The organism is Shimia sp. (genome assembly GCF_022448905.1).
In the GTDB taxonomy this organism is placed as follows: Bacteria; Pseudomonadota; Alphaproteobacteria; order Rhodobacterales; family Rhodobacteraceae; genus Shimia.
Window position 1 is genome coordinate 52,676 of the sequence record NZ_JAKVCW010000011.1, and the last position, 15,786, is coordinate 68,461.

Sequence of the window (15,786 nt, forward strand, 5' to 3'; positions counted from 1 at the left end):
GCCCACCGGAGCCAGACAATGAACGACACCCAGCACCTGAAGACCATCGAACAACGCCTGCTGTGGCTGTCCCATTGGATGATCCACAACGCCAACCACATCCGGCCCAAAGAAGACGGCATCAAGATCGGCGGCCACCAGGCGTCCTCCGCCTCCATGGTTTCGATCATGACCGCGCTCTACTTTGCCACGCTCAAGCCTGAAGACCGCGTTGCCGTGAAACCCCACGCCTCGCCAATCTTCCATGCGATGCAATATCTGATGGGCAATCAGACACGCGAGAAAATGGAAAACTTCCGCGGCTTTGGCGGCGTGCAAAGCTACCCCAGCCGCACCAAAGACATCGACGATGTGGATTTCTCCACCGGCTCCGTGGGGCTTGGCGTGGCAATCACCTCCTTCGCCTCGCTGATCCAAGACTACATCACCGCCAAAGACTGGGGCGCGGACGCGCCGCAGGGCCGTATGGTGGCGCTGGTGGGCGATGCGGAACTGGACGAAGGCAACGTCTATGAGGCCCTGCAAGAGGGCTGGAAAAACGACCTGCGCAACACCTGGTGGATCATCGACTACAACCGCCAATCCTTGGACGGCATCGTGCGCGAAGGCCTGTTTGAACGGGTTGAGAAGATCTTTGACGCCTTTGGCTGGGACGTAGTCCGCGTGAAATACGGCGCCCTGCAACGTGCTGCCTTTGCCGAGCCCGGCGGTGACAAGTTGCGCGACTGGATCGACAATTGCCCTAACCAAGACTACTCCGCCTTGACCTTCATGGGCGGGGCGGTCTGGCGGAAACACCTGATGGACGATCTTGGCGACCAAGGCGACGTTACGGCGCTCCTAGATCGGCGCAGCGACGACGAGTTGGCCGAACTGATGGAAAACCTCGGCGGCAACTGCGTGGAAACCATGGCCGAGACCTTCGCCGCCATCGACCACGACCGCCCAACCTGTTTTCTGGCCTACACCATCAAAGGCTGGGGCACGCCCATCGCCGGTCACAAGGACAACCACGGCGGGTTGATGAACAAGACCCAGATGGCGACTTGGCAAAAACACATGGGTGTGGCCGAAGGTCAGGAATGGGAGCCGATGGCCACCGTCGCCGCCCCAGCCGCCCTGCGCGACTTCCTCTCCGAAGTGCCTTTCTTTGCCCAAGGGCCACGCCGGTTTACCGACGCCAAACTCCCGGTTCCGGCCATCTCGCTCGACAGTGACCGCGAGACTTCCACGCAAATGGCCTTTGGCAAAATTCTCGATGACCTCTCCAAAGGCGACAGCGACCTTGCCGCGCGCATCGTGACCACCTCGCCCGATGTGACCGGCACCACCAACCTCGGCCCATGGGTCAACCGCCGCAAGCTCTTTGCCCGCAAGGCCCAGGCCGACGCCTTTATCGAGCACCGCATTCCCTCAACAGCCAAATGGGAGTTCACGCCGGAAGGCCAGCACATTGAGCTGGGCATTGCCGAGATGAACCTGATGCTCCTGCTGGGGGCCGCAGGCTTATCCCACTCCCTCTTTGGCAAACGCCTGATCCCCATCGGCACCGTCTACGATCCTTTTGTGTCCCGCGGTCTCGATGCGCTCAACTACGCCTGCTATCAAGACGCCCGCTTCCTGCTGGTGGGCACCCCCTCCGGCGTGACGCTTGCACCCGAAGGCGGCGCGCATCAATCCATTGCCTCGCCTTTGATCGGCATGTCCCAAGACGGCCTCGCTTCCTTTGAACCGGCCTTTGCCGATGAGCTAGCCGTGATCATGGAATGGGCCTTTGACTACCTGCAACGCGATGGCGAAGGCGATCCCGACGAGCGCACCTGGCTGCGCGATGAAACCGGCGGCTCTGTCTATCTGCGCCTGACCACCAACCCGATTGAGCAGCCGGGCAAGCGCAACGATGACGCGTTCAAACAGGGCGCAATCGATGGTGCCTACTGGCTGCGCAAACCCGGCCCCAACTGCGAGGTTGTGATTGCCTACCAAGGGTCTGTTGCGCCGGAAGCCATCAAAGCCGCTGGTCAAATCGCCAACGACCGCCGCGACATCGGCGTTTTGGCCGTCACTTCTGCGGACCGCCTCAACGCCGGCTGGACCGCCGCGCAACGTGCCCGCGCGCGGGGGCAAATGTCGGCCCAAAGCCACATCGAGCGGCTTTTGTCCGAGCTGCCGCCCCATTGCCGCCTGCTCACAGTGATCGATGGCCACCCCGCCACGCTGAGCTGGCTCGGCGCAGTGCAGGGCCATCAAACCCTACCGCTAGGCGTGGAGCACTTCGGCCAAACCGGCACCATCGGCGACCTCTACCGGCACCACGGGCTGGACGCCGCCACCATCGTCTCCCGCATCAACGCGCTGACCTCGGGCCGCAGCCTTTTGCCGCAAAGGTAACGCCACACGTCTACCGCCGCGGCAGGCGGCGCCCCTCTTGACGCCGGCCACATCGCGCCCGCATGCTTGTCACAGGCATCTCATTCGCCTGCCACAAAGGAGCCCGCGTGCCTGTCAGAACCACCCTCCTGCCGAAATCCGCGCTTTTGCACGTCGAATTATACGGCACCGTCCTGCCCGGCGAACTCTGGGCCGCCCTCACGCGTGCCTATCAGGACCCGGGCTACATCCACGGCATGACCGAAGTGGGGGATTTTCGCGGCGTCACCGACATGCAGGCCGGCTACGATGACATGCTCACATTCACCAAGGCGTTCACCGAGTTTCACAACGCCAACGCAGAGCCGTTGACCCTATTTTTGCTCGACCAAAATCAACTAGGATTTTCCATCGGCGAGATGTTCATGGCCTTTTCAGAAACCCTGCCCAGCACCGTAGATCTGCACGTGATGCCCGGTTATCCAGAAATCTTCGCTGCCCTAGATCTGTCCGAAGACCAGATCGCCGAATTCCCGCCCCACTGCCAGGATGAAACCCATCTGCTCTAAGGCTTTGCTTCATTCCTATTGAATTCCATTTTTGGAATGTTATTTTGGCATAAATCGCCATGAAGAAACCGGTACCGTGTGACTTGCGCGCGCTTCCGTATCACCAAAGGGTTCAGCCTGAAGACTTGGGGTGTTCATGCCCATCGAGAACCAAATCCTCAGTCCCGCCGCTCTGGCCTACCGCCGGTTCTCCGGCCATGTCACCATGGCCGAATTGACCGCCTCCTCCCAAGCGCTGCACGCCGATCCGGCCTATGTGCCGGGCACCCACACCGTGGTCGACATGCTCGACGTGACCGATTTTGACATCGGTTTTGACCAGATGCGCGACTTTGCCGCCCTGACCCGCAACCGTCACAGCGCCCGGGGCAAACCGGTGCACATCTTCATTGTCTGCAGCAGCGAACGAGGCCGCTGGCTGGCGGAAATGTTCCGCGCCCTGGCCGACCTGGAACCCGGCCTGGCCAACATCGACATCCTGCACGGCTTCCCAGAAGTCCTCGCCCTGCTTGACCTGCCACCGGACACCATCAAGCTATTCCCCGAAGACTGTCAAACCGAGTCCCACCTGCTCAACCGTCGCAGCTCCTGAAACGAAACCGGTCTTCACTGAAAAGGCTTCCTTAACGCTCCCCTAGCACCCTCAGCGGAGCAGCCTGTGTCACTTGACACATGCGCATGGGCCACTCATCCTAAACGTGAGCCGACTGGACCACGGCAAAACCGACACGGCGCCAAACTAGGGAGTGCCCATGCCGATTGAAAGCCAACTGCTGACCCCGGCTCCGCTGGTGTACAGCCGCTTTACAGGTAGCGTCACTTTTGAGGACTTCACCACGTCGTCCCAGGCCCTGCATGCCAATCCAGACTTCACGCCCGGCATGCATATGATCCTCGATATGCTCAATCTCGAAGACTTCGACGTGGGGTTTGACGAGATGAAGGCCTTCACCGCCGGCATCCAGCAGCGCCACCGCGAGCGCGGCGAACATGTGCATATCTATATTGTCTGCAACAACGACCAAAGCATTTGGCTGGCGGAAATGTTCCGCTCTTTGTCAGAGCTCGAAGACGGCATCGCCAGCGTCGACATCGTGCAGGGCTTCCCCGACATCCTCGCCATCCTAGATTTGCCCCGCCGCACCATCGACCTCTTCCCCGAAGACTGCCGCAGCGAAGCGCACCTGCTCAATCGCCTGTCCTCTTGACCGTCACCGGAGTTTCTTGACCCTGCGCTCTTAGTGCGCAATCCTTAACTCAGGATGCCTACACTGAGGAACGCCCGATGCCGGTCACCGCGACGATCCTCCCGCAATTGTCCCTGGTTCACGTCGTCGGAACTGGAACCCTTATCGAAGATGAGCTACGCGGCGCGCTGACCAAATGCTAGGCCCAACCGGACTATCGCTTCGGCATGCCCGAAATCGCGGACATGTCTCAGGTTGGCTTCATCGACACCCGCTTCGACATCCACCAGTCTTTTGTCAAAGAGCTGGCAACGCTGCACGCAGACCAGGGCGCGGCTTTACATGTTATCTTTCTCGGCCTCACCGGACAGCCCGCCCTGATGGTGGAGATGTTCCAAAATCTCGTCGCCGTGCAGGACCCGAAGGCCAAAATCGAGACAGCCGACGGTTATCCCGAAGTGCTTGCGCTGCTGGATTTGCCTGCCGAGGCTATCCGACACTTCCCGGAATCGTGCCAGCAAGAGAGTCACCTGCTCTGATCCCTTGGGACCAACCTCGCCAGGCAATACCTGCCGCCGAAACACTCCCATAGACGCGCCCTCCCCAATTGCGTTCCTAGCGCAATGCTTGAAATAGGTTTCAATGCGCTGCACACTTCTGGAAAGGATTTGAGATTGCCGATCAGCGTTTCCGTCATTCCCGAGCTTCAGGTGGTACACAACGTCTATACCGGGCGCGTGACCATTCAGGATCTCTATGACGAGCAAACCAAACGGCACCAGAACCCAGCCTTTGAAATGGGCATGCCCGGCATCAATGACCTGTCACAAGTGACCGAGGTCGACATCGGCTTTGATGAAATGATGGCTTACGCCAAGCAAACAACCGAAACCTACCGCGATGTGACCGAGCCTATTCAACTTGTTCTGGTGGGCGAAACCCCGATCACCGCTGCGGCCATGGCGATGTATGAAAACCTCTCCGCCGCCAGCAACGCCCCATTTGAAGTCACCGTCGTGCCCGGCTACCCCGAAGTTTTGGCCTTGCTCAACCTGCCTGCCGCAGGCCTCGCCTATTTCCCAGATTTCTGCCGTAAGGAAAGTCACCTGTTCTAGGCAAACAAACCTTCTGCCTTTCCCAAATCCCAATTTGCGAAAACACGCCGCAAAATCTGTCGTGCAAGGTGAGAAAAGGTTGCTCTAACAAAAGATGCATCGCAAACTAATCAAAAGGAAAGCGATGCCCGTCAGCCTAACGATCATTCCCGAGCTCAATCTCGTCCACATCATTTATTCTGGACAGGTCACGCCAAAGGAACTCTTTGAAGAGACCCAAGCCTGCTATCAACGGCCGGAATACCGGTCCGGCATGGCCGAAATCAGCGACTTTTTCCAGGTAACCTCTTTTGAAATTGGCTATGACGAAGTGCATGAATTCACCACGCACTCAAAGCAGACGCATGGCAGCGTGGACTCAGGCATGGACATTTGTCTGGTGGGCAGCACCAAAGTGTCTGAACCAGCAATCCTCATGTACGAAAGCATGATCGCGGCCAAAGAAATCCCAATTCGCTTGCACGTTCTTCCCGGGTACCCAGAGGCATTTGCAGTGCTCAACTTGCCGGAAGACAGCCTCAAGTACTTCCCTGAAACCTGCCACACCGAACGCCACCTGCTTTAAGCCAGCGGCGTTCGCGTTCACCGAAATCAGTAGCTGTACTCGCCGTAGATCTGGCTCAGATCACCGTTCCAGTCGCCGTGATACCGCTCCAGAAGCTCATCCGCCGGGACCTTGCCACTCTCCACGCTTTCCTTCAGCGCGTTCAGGAAATGGGTCTCATTAGGCACCAACCCACCAGCTCCCGGCTTGGCCCGCGCCACCAGACCGGCCTCGGAGATCGCCAGCACCTCCCGCGCCAGATCGTGCATCTTGATGCCACCCACCTGCGCCTGAAGCCCGTCTTCACTGGCCGCAACCCGCAGCGCCTCCCGCGTCTCCGCATCCCAGCCTTTCACCAGATCCCAGGCCGCATCCAGCGAGGATTGATCATACATCAGCCCCACCCAGAACGCGGGCAGAGCACAAAGCCGCCGCCATGGACCACCGTCCGCGCCGCGCATTTCCATGAATTTCTTGATCCGCGCCTCAGGGAAGGCGGTGGTCAGGTGATCCGCCCAATCGCTCAGGGTAGGCATCTCGCCGGGCAGGGCCGGCAGCTCGCCTTTCAGGAAGTCGCGGAAGGACATGCCCAGCGCGTCGATGTATTTTCCGTCGCGATAGACAAAATACATCGGCACATCGAGCGCATATTGCACCCAACGCTCAAAGCCAAAACCCTCTTCAAACACAAACGGCAACATGCCGGTGCGGTCGTCATCCAGATTGCGCCAGACCAGCCCCCGTGTGGATTTCACCCCATTGGGTTTGCCATCCAGAAACGGCGAATTGGCAAACAACGCATTCGCCACCGGCTGCAACGCCAGCGCCACGCGCAGCTTCTGCACCATGTCCGCCTCAGAGGCAAAATCGAGGTTCACCTGCACGGTGCAGGTCCGATACATCATGACCTTGCCCATGGTGCCCACGCGGTCCATGTAATCGGTCATCAGCTTGTAACGCCCTTTGGGCATCACCGGCATCTGCTCATGGCTCCAGATCGGCGCCGCGCCAAGCCCAATGAACCCCACCCCGATCTTGTCGGCGATGTCTTTCACATCGGTCAGGTGTTGGTTCACCTCATCACAGGTCTGGTGGATGCTCTCGAGCGGCGCACCGGACAGCTCCAGCTGCCCCCCCGGCTCAAGACTCACATTGGCGCCGTCTTTCTCCAAGCCGATCAGCTTGCCGCCTTCTTCCAGCGGGGACCAGCCGTGGCCATCACGCAGGCCTTCCAGCACCGCCAGAATGGAGCGTTTGCCTTCATAAGGCAGCGGCTTCAGCGTGTCTTTACAATAGCCAAACTTCTCGTGCTCGGTGCCAATACGCCAGTCTTCTTTGGGTTTGCAGCCAGAGCTGAGGTATTCCGCCAGTTGGTCGTGATGCTCAATCGGCCCGCCGCCGGACTGTGGGATAGACATAGGCTTGCTCCGCTCCTGCAAACTCGCTTGGGACAGTAGTGGTGAGGGTAATTCCCGGCAGTGTCAATGCAACCGGGGGTCTGATTTGGCCCAGATCACAACCGGTTGATCCGGTGTGGCCTTCAACCTAGCCAGCATGTTTTCCGTGCGGATGCCATCCAGCGACGCAAAGGCATCAAAAAGCGCATCAGAGCCTTCGGCATTCACCGGAATATGCAACGGCGCCTGCCCCGGTTGATAGAGTGCCCAAACCGGTGGCGTGCTGCGTCCGTCCAGCACCACGCGGCTCAGGCTGCGAATGGCCACGCTACCGCCATTGAGCGGGCCAAAGTAAGCCACCTCGCCCTCGTCTACCTGCACCACGCCCGGCCCGCCTTTGCCAATCCGAAACCGCCCGCGCTGCAGACCGCTCACGATCAGCACCGCGCCCACGGCGACGAGGCCAATGCCCAGCCATTTCATCACGCCAAAGCCACTGGCCCACCAAATACCAAGCAGCAACACCACGCCGCCCACCAGGGCTTCCCGCCACTGCGCCACCGCCGCGCGGGCCTCAGGTCGAATGAATGTCATGTCACCACCTTTCAAACTCTAGTCCGGCCGCAAGGCCGGGCAGCGCCCGACCCTCCCCACGGGAGGGCGCTTTTGCTTCCTCCCAGGGTCAAGCGCGGCCCTCTATTCGATGCCAAAAACGCCAGACCAATCATGCCATGTCTCATGTTTCGGTATCAAAAAACGCCATGGCAAATTGCCCACATGGCAGAAACCCAATGGATTGGTAGGCCTTAACTGCAGCTGCACTGGCCGCAAACAGGGTCGCATGGGCCTTTCCTGCATCGCGCGCTTCAGCCAAATGCATTGCCACCGCAGCCCTTGCCAATCCTTGCCCACGCAGGTCCGGCGGCGTGTACACCCCGCCTATTTGCACGACGTCCGAGGTCTGTGCATTGAAGCCAGCCATCGCAACAGGGCGATCACCCCGCATCACAACGCGGTGGCTGTTGCGCTCCAGATACCCGTCAATGTCCTTTTGAGCTGTCGAAACCGGATCCGAAACCGCTAAACCGGGCACTTCCTTTAGATACGCTTCGCGCCACGACAACACGAGATCCCGAGGCGCAGCTTCCAACGGAACCAAGGTCAATCCGCCAATCTCGGGCAGACGTAACTCCTCAAGTGACAGGGCAAAATGCGGCTGCGTGTCATGAGACACCAGCTTCTGCGCGCGCACCTCAGGAATCGCCAATACCTGCGCGACCTGAGCAGCCTCGCCGCAACAGCCCATCAACTTGCGCTCAGCAAAAATTGGCCCTATCTGAGACAACTCATGCTCGGTCACCATCGGCGCTTGCGGCAAAACCATGCCTTCATTGGTCACGCCTAAAAGGCCCTGCCTCCCACCGTCCAAGGCCCAAATCTTCAAGCCTCTGGGGGCATCACTGCCCAAGCCATGCTGCTCAAGGTTCCCCAACAAAAACATCGAGCTCTGCACATGCTCCCGCAGGAACGGCTCAATCCACGCAAGATCCGCCTCCGTGACCGTGCGCCAACTCACTGCCAGTCTCCCAGGCTCTGCTGCCACAGGGTCATCGCCGCAACTGCCGCCGTATCCGCCCGCAAAATCCGCGGCCCAAGGCTCACCACATGCGCAAACGGCAAGGCCTTCAACCGGTCCCGCTCCGCCTCAGAAAACCCACCTTCCGGCCCAATCAAAATGGCCCAAGGCCGACCGTCTTTTCCCGGAATCGGATCGCTAGCGATCCGATCAGCGCCCGATCCGCCCCCACGGGCGGGCGCTTCGCGTCCACCCTCGGGTCGGTCGCTGGGCAGCGCTTCCAGCCAAAGCTGCTCTCCCACTTCGGCCTCATCGCAGAACATCAATTGACGCCCTTCAGGCCACTCCGCCAGCAACCGATCCAGCTTCACCAGATCACTGACCTCCGGCACATAGGTCCCGCCACATTGCTCCGCCGCTTCCACCGCATGGGCCTGCAGACGATCCTGCCGAATGCGCTCGCTGTTGGTGAAATCGGTGTTCACCGGCACAATCCGCGCCGCGCCCATTTCAGCGGCTTTCTCGACAATAAAGTCTGTCCGCGCCTTCTTGATTGGCGCAAAGCACAGCCAGAGGTCTGGCGGCATCTGCAACGGTTTGGTCTGCGCTTCGCACACCAGTTCCCCATTGCGTTTATTCGCCACAGTCACGGCACAGCGCCACTCGCCATCCCGCCCATTAAACAACAGCACCGGATCATCCACCGCCATGCGCATCACGCCAAAAAGGTAATGCGCCTGCTCTTTGGTCAGAGGAATGGTTTGCCCTTCCCCCAAGCCCTGCTCTACATACAGTCTGACTTTTGCCTGTTTCATGGGAACCGACATATGGCCGACACGCCCGCAAAGGAAGACCCCAAGGGGCAAGTTTCTGACGCTGTGAAAGGCAATTGGGTCGACCATCTGGCTCCAGCCTGGTCTCGCCCCTACCTGCGCTTGTCGCGCGCGGACCGTCCCATTGGCACTTGGCTCCTGTTGCTGCCCTGCTGGATGAGCCTAGCGCTGGCGATACTGAGTGATGGTCAGGCCTCGCTGCATGATCTCTGGATCGCCGTCGGCTGCGCCATTGGTGCTTTCCTGATGCGCGGCGCAGGCTGCACCTGGAACGACATCACCGACCGCGAGTTTGACGCCCAAGTTGCGCGCACACGCTCCCGTCCAATCCCGTCCGGCCAAGTGACCGCCAAACAAGCCGCTATTTGGATGGTGATCCAAACCCTGATCTCCGCCGCCATCCTGTTCACTTTCAACCTGAACGCCATCCTGCTGGGCATCGCCTCCCTGCTGCCGGTGGCGGTCTACCCCTTTGCCAAACGCTTCACATGGTGGCCGCAGGTCTTCTTGGGCCTCGCCTTCAACTGGGGCGCGCTTCTGGCCTGGACCGCCCACACCGGCAGCCTCGCCTGGCCCGCCTTGATCCTCTACGCCGCAGGCATTGCTTGGACCCTGTTCTACGACACCATCTATGCCCACCAAGACACCGAAGACGACGCCCTCATCGGTGTGAAATCCACCGCGCGGCTGTTCGGCAAAAACAGCCCGCAATGGCTTCAAGGTTTCCTGACCCTCACAATCATGCTCTTTGGCTTTGCCGTGCTGATGGTCACCATCGAGCGCAGCCCGGCCTCTATGGCCGTCGCCCTTTTGGGGCCGCTCACCATGGGCTGGCACATGCAATGGCAACTGCGCCAGCTCGACACCGAGGACCCCGCCGTGCTCCTGCGCCTGTTCCGCGCCAACCGCGACACCGGCCTTATCCCTCTGCTGTTTTTCGCCACCGCCTTTTTCCTGTGATTGCAAGCGGGGTCATAACCCCGTATCAACCATGCACCACTGGACGGACCACACTTTCTGAATGCGACTTTCTTCCCTCCTTATCCTGTTTGTTACCTTCGCCTCGGCGGGGCTTCTAAGCCTTGTCGCCGCGAGCCTCTCCGCTGATCTGATCGAAGACACCTCCAAGTCCTCCGTCGAGCTCGAGCTTTCCAAGTCCGGTATGGACTGGGCCGAGGTGCATGCCGAAGGCCTGCAAATCTTCCTCGCGGGCGTGGCCCCGTCAGAGGCAGACCGCTTCAAAGCCATCTCCGCCGCGGGCCGCATCGTCGACGCCGCGCGCGTCATCGACAACATGGAAGTACCCGCCACCGCCGCTATTGCTCCACCTCGCTTCTCCGTGGAAATCCTGCGCAACGACGCGGGCATCTCGCTGATCGGTCTGATCCCGGAAAGCGCCGCGCGTGATCGCCTGCTGCGCGAATTACAAGACATCTCCGACAGCGGCGACGTCGCCGACCTTCTGGAAACCGCCGATTACGCTGCCCCCGCGGGCTGGTCCGCCGCCTCCCGCTTTGCTGTCTCCGCCCTCAAAGACCTGCCACGCTCCAAAATCTCGGTACAGGCTGGCCGCGTCGACGTAACCGCCATGGCCGACAGCCCGGAGCAGCGCGCCGAGCTGGAAATCGACCTCGCCCGCCGCGCGCCCAATGGCGTTGAGGTGAACCTCAACATCTCCGCCCCCCGCCCGGTGATCACCCCCTTCACCCTGCGCCTTGTCAAAGGCGGCGACGTCACCCGCTTTGACGCCTGCTCCGCCGACACCGACAAAGCCCGCGCCAAAATCCTCACCGCTGCCCGCGCAGCTGGCCTGGAAGGCAATGTGGACTGCGTGATTGGCCTTGGCGTGCCCTCCACCAGCTGGGGCGACGCGGTGGCCACCGCCATTCGCGGCCTCAATGAACTGGGCGGCGGTACGCTGACCTTCTCCGATGCCGACGTCACCCTCATCGCGCTGATGGGCACCGATCAGGCTCTGTTTGACCGCGTTGTTGGTGAGCTCGAAGGCACCCTGCCCGAAGCCTTTGCCCTGCTGGCCACCCTACCGCCCACACCAGAGGCCGAGGACGAAGCCGTCGCGCAGGAATTTACCGCCACGCTCAGCCCGGAAGGTCTGGTACAACTGCGCGGCCGCCTGCCCAACGACATCGCGCGCGACACCACAGACAGCTACGCCCGCGCCCGCTTTGGCACCGAAACCGTGCATATGGCGACCCGCTTGGACGACACCCTGCCGCCCACCTGGCCTTTCCGCGTGATGGCCGGTCTGGACGCCCTCTCCCTGCTCAACAACGGCTCCCTGATCGTGACGCCCGAGGCCGTCTCCGTCACCGGCAACACCGGCAACACCGAGACCAACGCCCGCATCGCGCAGCTGCTGGCCGCCAAACTGAGCCAGACCGATCACTTCGCGATCAACGTCACCTATCTTGAGGCACTTGATCCACTGGCGGGCCTGCCTACCAACGAAGAATGCATGGCCAACATTCAGGCCCTTCAGGACGAAGCCAAAATTGCCTTTGAACCCGGCAGCGGCACGCTGGATGCCAGCGCCGCCGGGATCATCGACAAGCTGGCAGAAGAGCTCAACGCTTGTCCTGATCTGCAAATCGAAATCCAGGGCCACACCGACAGCCAGGGCCGCGAAAGCATGAACCAGGCCCTGTCGCAAACCCGCGCGCTGGCGGTTCTGACCGCGCTGCAGGAACGCCGCGTGCTGACCAAAGGTTTCCTTGCCCTTGGCTATGGTGAGAGCCAGCCGATTGCTGACAACGACACCGCCGAAGGCCGCGAAGCCAACCGCCGCATCGAGTTTGTCCGCATCCTCCCGGAAGAAGAACAGGCCGAAGCCACAGCAGAAGAAGGTGCCGCTGACGCAGAGGCAGAAGCCGCCGACGCTGAGGCCGAGACCACCGAAGCCGAGGCAGCCCCAAGCGAAAGCGAAGCAGAGACTACCGAGGCGGACAATACCGAAGCCACGTCAGAGGACACCGGCGAGGCAGCACCAGAAGACGCTACCGCGACTGAGACCACCGACGAGACGACCGCCACTGAAGCCGACGCAGCCACGGACGACACAACCGCCGACGCCCCTGCCTCCGAGGCAGACGCCGCAGCGGACACAGGCGCAGACGCCGGCTCTGACGAGACATCCATAGACAACGCCGCGCAGGAAGACGGCGAGGAGACCCAGACCAATGACACGAATTGAGTTCATCCTGACCACCGCCGTCATTCTGTTTGTGGCCTTTTGTATGGGCTGGTTTGCCAATTGGCTGGTGCACCGCTTCACCCGCGTCGCGCAATCTGACGTCGACCAACTGGAGCGCATGTCCCAGGAGCTGCACGAAGCCGAAGAGACCCGCGATCAGGCCATCACCTACCTGCAACAGCGCGAGGCCGAGCTGACCAATCAGCTGACCCAGACCGAAGCCGAACTGCGCGCGGCCATGGACGGCCTCCGCGACGCCCGCCAGGAAGCCGAAGAACTGCGCATGCACGTGGAGCGTCTGGGCGGGGCGTAACAGGCACCCTAGAACCACCAAAGGCCAGTCTCTCTCCAGAGGCTGGCCTTTTTTGTGATTGCATTCAGCTTCCTACTTTGGCGTACCCAACACCACCCCGGACGCCTTCAGCACCTCCCGCTGCGGCTTATAGAAAATCCAGTTGTTGATCTTCTTGCCGCGCACCAACCCAGCGGCGCTGAGTTTCTTCATATGCGCGCTCACCGTGGGCTGCGACAGGTCCAGCTTGTCGACAATCCGCCCCACACAAACGCCATCTTCCACCAAGTCCCCATCCACCTGCGGCGCAAAATGCGAGCGCGGGTCCAGCAGCCAAAGCATGATCTGCAAGCGCACAGGGCTGGACAGCGCGGCAAAGACTTTCGCCTGCGCCGTGACCGACTCAGTTGACTCCGCGAGCATATCGTCAAATATCAATATAGATGATTCCCTATATAGACTGATCTCGATATGACCTTAGCCTCAGATCCCCTCGCCCGCCAAGCCCAAGCCTTCGCTCAAGGCGCAAAACTTGGCGCAGACTACCTGCACGGGCTCTCCGACCGTTAGGTAAACGCAGACGCAACCCAGCTCTCCGCGCTCGACATCGCACTCCCCCAACATGGTCATAGCCCCAACGACGTGCTCTCCCTGATGCAGGACGCCGGCAGCCCCGGCACTGTCGCCACCGCCGCGGGCCGCTACTTTGGCTATGTCATCGGCGGCGCACTACCCGCCGCTTCTGGTGCCCGCGCTTTGCTCGCCGCCTGGGACCAATGCGCAAATGCCGACACCGGCCCCTCGGTGATGCAGATGGAGCAAACCGCCGTGCGCTGGATCATCGATCTGCTCAACCTGCCCGCCCAGACCGAAGGCGCCTTCACCACCGGCGCGACCATGGCCAACATGACCCTGCTGGCCACCGCGCGCGACACCTTGCTGAGCCGCCTCGGCCACCCACGCGGCAAAGGCCTGCTCGGCGCGCCTGCCCTGCGCGTGATCGCCAGCGCCGAAATCCACGCCACCGTGCTCAAATCCCTGCGCCTGATTGGTCTTGGCTCCGACACCATCGAACGTGTCCCAACCGACGCCCAAGGCCGCATGCGTGCCGACAAGCTACCCAAGCTGGACGCCTCCTGCATTATGCTGGCGCAGGCGGGCAACGTCTGCACCGGCGCGTTTGATCCGATTGGCGAGATTGCCGACGCCTGCCATGCCGCTGGCGCATGGTTGCATGTCGATGGCGCCTTTGGCCTCTAGGCGCGCGCGGTGCCCGACCTGGCCGACGCGCTCACCGGCCTTGAGAAAGCTGACAGCTGGGTGGTGGACGCCCACAAAACTCTCAACGCGCCGTATGACTCCGGCCTGGCCCTCTGCCGCCATCCCGAAGAGATGCGCGCCTCCATGGCCATCGGCGCCGCCTACCTGCCACCCACCGATCCTTCCCCTGCAGACCTGACGCCAGAGTTCAGCCGCGCCGCCCGAGGTGCCGAAACCTACGCCGCCCTGCTCTCGCTTGGCCGCGAGGGGCTCAACGACATGATCCTTGGCTTTCACAACAAAGCCACCCGCCTCGCAGACGCCTTACGCAATGAAGGCTTCACCGTCCCGCATCTCGTGCACTTCAATCAGGTGTTTGTGACCCTGCCCGACAGCCCAGAGCTCTGCGCTGCCATCACGGCGGAGGACCAGGCGTCCGGTGAAGCATGGTTTGGCGCCGCCGCCTGGCAAGGCCACAGCGGCTTCCGCCTGAGTGTCTCCAACTGGGCCACAACAGACACGGACATCGACCGGCTGGTGGCCGCCATTGTCAAAGCCCGCAAAGCGGTTCTCACTTCAAAAGCTGTTGCCTAAAGCAACGATGCACCGCGCGGTGGGTTTACCTTTTCCTGCCACGCGGTCGCAAAACCACGCACCTCCGCAAAACAGTCGCGATACCGACAAAATACCGACGTCCCAAACGAAGGGATTTTACCGGTTAACGCAGCTGCATCACCAGCGGCTCAGCGCGTCCTCATCTTCGTCTTTTGCGGCAACCCATTCGGCCCCGTCCGCAGTGTATTCTTTCTTCCAAAACGGCGCGCGGGATTTCAGGTAATCCATCAAATATTCCGCCGCCTCAAAGGCATTCACCCGATGACGCGAGGCCGTGGCGACCATCATGATCATATCACCCTGACGCAGCTCGCCATGGCGGTGGATGACCAAAACATCCCCAAGATCCCAACGGCTTACAGCCTCCGCCGCGATCTTCTCCAGCGCCTTCTGGGTCATGCCGGGATAGTGCTCAATCACCATCCGATCCATGCCGCCCTTGTCGGCATCGCGCACCACACCGGTGAAGGTGACAATCGCGCCCATATTGCTGTGCCCGCTGGCGAAATCCTGCGCCTCGCGGCCAAAATCAAACGGCTCTTCCTGAACAACAACGCGCATGGAAAACCTCTTAACCACCTGTCATTGGTGGGAAAAACGCCACTTCACGCACGCCTTCAAGGCTCGCATCAAAGTCGGTCAATTCTTGATCCACCGCCACACGCAAGGCGCTCAAATCCGAAAAGGCCACCTCATACCGCTCTTCGCGGGTTTTCAGCTCTTCCACCAACTGCATCACGGTTGTGGCGTTGGTCTCCACCTTTTCTTTCGGGATGCCAATGCGCTCCCGCACCCAAGCAAAATAGAGAACATCCAT

At 60.9% G+C, this 15,786-nt stretch carries 17 protein-coding genes and 1 pseudogene; 11 read left to right on the forward strand and 7 right to left on the reverse strand.

Translation table 11 applies throughout. The features are described from left to right. Positions 1-18 precede the first annotated feature (18 nt). The 7 genes from MK208_RS14160 to MK208_RS14190 all read left to right on the forward strand — a co-directional run bounded on the left by MK208_RS14160 (position 19) and on the right by MK208_RS14190 (position 5,806). Positions 19-2,391: a 1-deoxy-D-xylulose-5-phosphate synthase N-terminal domain-containing protein gene (locus tag MK208_RS14160; protein ID WP_294117663.1), complete on the forward strand. Its 2,373-nt coding sequence runs from the start codon at positions 19-21 to the stop codon at positions 2,389-2,391. Between the two features lie 107 nt (positions 2,392-2,498). Further along, entirely contained in the window at positions 2,499-2,939 is a 441-nt protein-coding gene (locus MK208_RS14165; RefSeq protein WP_294117665.1) for a hypothetical protein, read from the forward strand. Between the two features lie 136 nt (positions 2,940-3,075). Beyond that, positions 3,076-3,531 (forward strand): hypothetical protein, encoded by a 456-nt coding sequence (locus tag MK208_RS14170; RefSeq protein WP_294117667.1) that lies wholly within the window; start codon positions 3,076-3,078, stop codon positions 3,529-3,531. Between the two features lie 160 nt (positions 3,532-3,691). Beyond that, positions 3,692-4,147 (forward strand): hypothetical protein, encoded by a 456-nt coding sequence (locus MK208_RS14175; protein WP_294117669.1) that lies wholly within the window; start codon positions 3,692-3,694, stop codon positions 4,145-4,147. A gap of 206 nt (positions 4,148-4,353) precedes the next feature. Next, the gene (locus MK208_RS14180; RefSeq protein ID WP_294117670.1) at positions 4,354-4,665 is read left to right on the forward strand and encodes a hypothetical protein; all 312 of its coding nucleotides are present in this window, start codon (positions 4,354-4,356) and stop codon (positions 4,663-4,665) included. Between the two features lie 135 nt (positions 4,666-4,800). Continuing rightward, entirely contained in the window at positions 4,801-5,241 is a 441-nt protein-coding gene (locus tag MK208_RS14185; protein WP_294117672.1) for a hypothetical protein, read from the forward strand. Between the two features lie 124 nt (positions 5,242-5,365). After that, entirely contained in the window at positions 5,366-5,806 is a 441-nt protein-coding gene (locus tag MK208_RS14190; protein ID WP_294117674.1) for a hypothetical protein, read from the forward strand. Between the two features lie 26 nt (positions 5,807-5,832). On the opposite strand, the gene MK208_RS14195 is transcribed toward MK208_RS14190, so the two are convergent. From MK208_RS14195 to MK208_RS14210, 4 genes are all read right to left on the reverse strand, one after another. Further along, positions 5,833-7,203 (reverse strand): glutamate--cysteine ligase, encoded by a 1,371-nt coding sequence (locus tag MK208_RS14195; protein ID WP_294117676.1) that lies wholly within the window; start codon positions 7,201-7,203, stop codon positions 5,833-5,835. Between the two features lie 63 nt (positions 7,204-7,266). Then, entirely contained in the window at positions 7,267-7,776 is a 510-nt protein-coding gene (locus MK208_RS14200) for a hypothetical protein (RefSeq protein WP_294117678.1), read from the reverse strand. 142 nt (positions 7,777-7,918) lie between these two features. Then, positions 7,919-8,758, reverse strand: a complete 840-nt coding sequence (locus MK208_RS14205; protein ID WP_294117680.1) for a GNAT family N-acetyltransferase — start codon at positions 8,756-8,758, stop codon at positions 7,919-7,921. Then, the gene (locus MK208_RS14210) at positions 8,755-9,573 is read right to left on the reverse strand and encodes a 16S rRNA (uracil(1498)-N(3))-methyltransferase (protein ID WP_294117681.1); all 819 of its coding nucleotides are present in this window, start codon (positions 9,571-9,573) and stop codon (positions 8,755-8,757) included. The genes MK208_RS14205 and MK208_RS14210 overlap by 4 nt, the downstream gene beginning before the upstream one ends. A 12-nt stretch (positions 9,574-9,585) precedes the next feature. Between MK208_RS14210 and ubiA the strand changes: the two genes are divergently transcribed. The 3 genes from ubiA to MK208_RS14225 all read left to right on the forward strand — a co-directional run bounded on the left by ubiA (position 9,586) and on the right by MK208_RS14225 (position 13,115). Next, entirely contained in the window at positions 9,586-10,551 is a 966-nt protein-coding gene (ubiA, locus tag MK208_RS14215; RefSeq protein ID WP_294117683.1) for a 4-hydroxybenzoate octaprenyltransferase, read from the forward strand. A gap of 61 nt (positions 10,552-10,612) precedes the next feature. Further along, entirely contained in the window at positions 10,613-12,802 is a 2,190-nt protein-coding gene (locus tag MK208_RS14220) for an OmpA family protein (RefSeq protein ID WP_294117684.1), read from the forward strand. After that, positions 12,789-13,115, forward strand: a complete 327-nt coding sequence (locus tag MK208_RS14225) for a hypothetical protein (RefSeq protein ID WP_294117686.1) — start codon at positions 12,789-12,791, stop codon at positions 13,113-13,115. The genes MK208_RS14220 and MK208_RS14225 overlap by 14 nt, the downstream gene beginning before the upstream one ends. 72 nt (positions 13,116-13,187) lie before the next feature. On the opposite strand, the gene MK208_RS14230 is transcribed toward MK208_RS14225, so the two are convergent. Then, positions 13,188-13,517: a metalloregulator ArsR/SmtB family transcription factor gene (locus MK208_RS14230; RefSeq protein WP_294117687.1), complete on the reverse strand. Its 330-nt coding sequence runs from the start codon at positions 13,515-13,517 to the stop codon at positions 13,188-13,190. Positions 13,518-13,748: 231 nt separating this feature from the next. On the opposite strand from MK208_RS14230, the pseudogene MK208_RS14235 reads away from it, so the two are divergent. Continuing rightward, positions 13,749-14,948 (forward strand): annotated as a pseudogene (locus tag MK208_RS14235) (aminotransferase class V-fold PLP-dependent enzyme). A gap of 138 nt (positions 14,949-15,086) precedes the next feature. Here MK208_RS14235 and MK208_RS14240 read toward each other — a convergent pair. Both MK208_RS14240 and moaD read right to left on the reverse strand, forming a co-directional pair. Beyond that, positions 15,087-15,530 (reverse strand): molybdenum cofactor biosynthesis protein MoaE, encoded by a 444-nt coding sequence (locus MK208_RS14240; protein ID WP_294117689.1) that lies wholly within the window; start codon positions 15,528-15,530, stop codon positions 15,087-15,089. A gap of 10 nt (positions 15,531-15,540) precedes the next feature. Continuing rightward, entirely contained in the window at positions 15,541-15,786 is a 246-nt protein-coding gene (gene moaD / locus MK208_RS14245; protein ID WP_294117690.1) for a molybdopterin converting factor subunit 1, read from the reverse strand.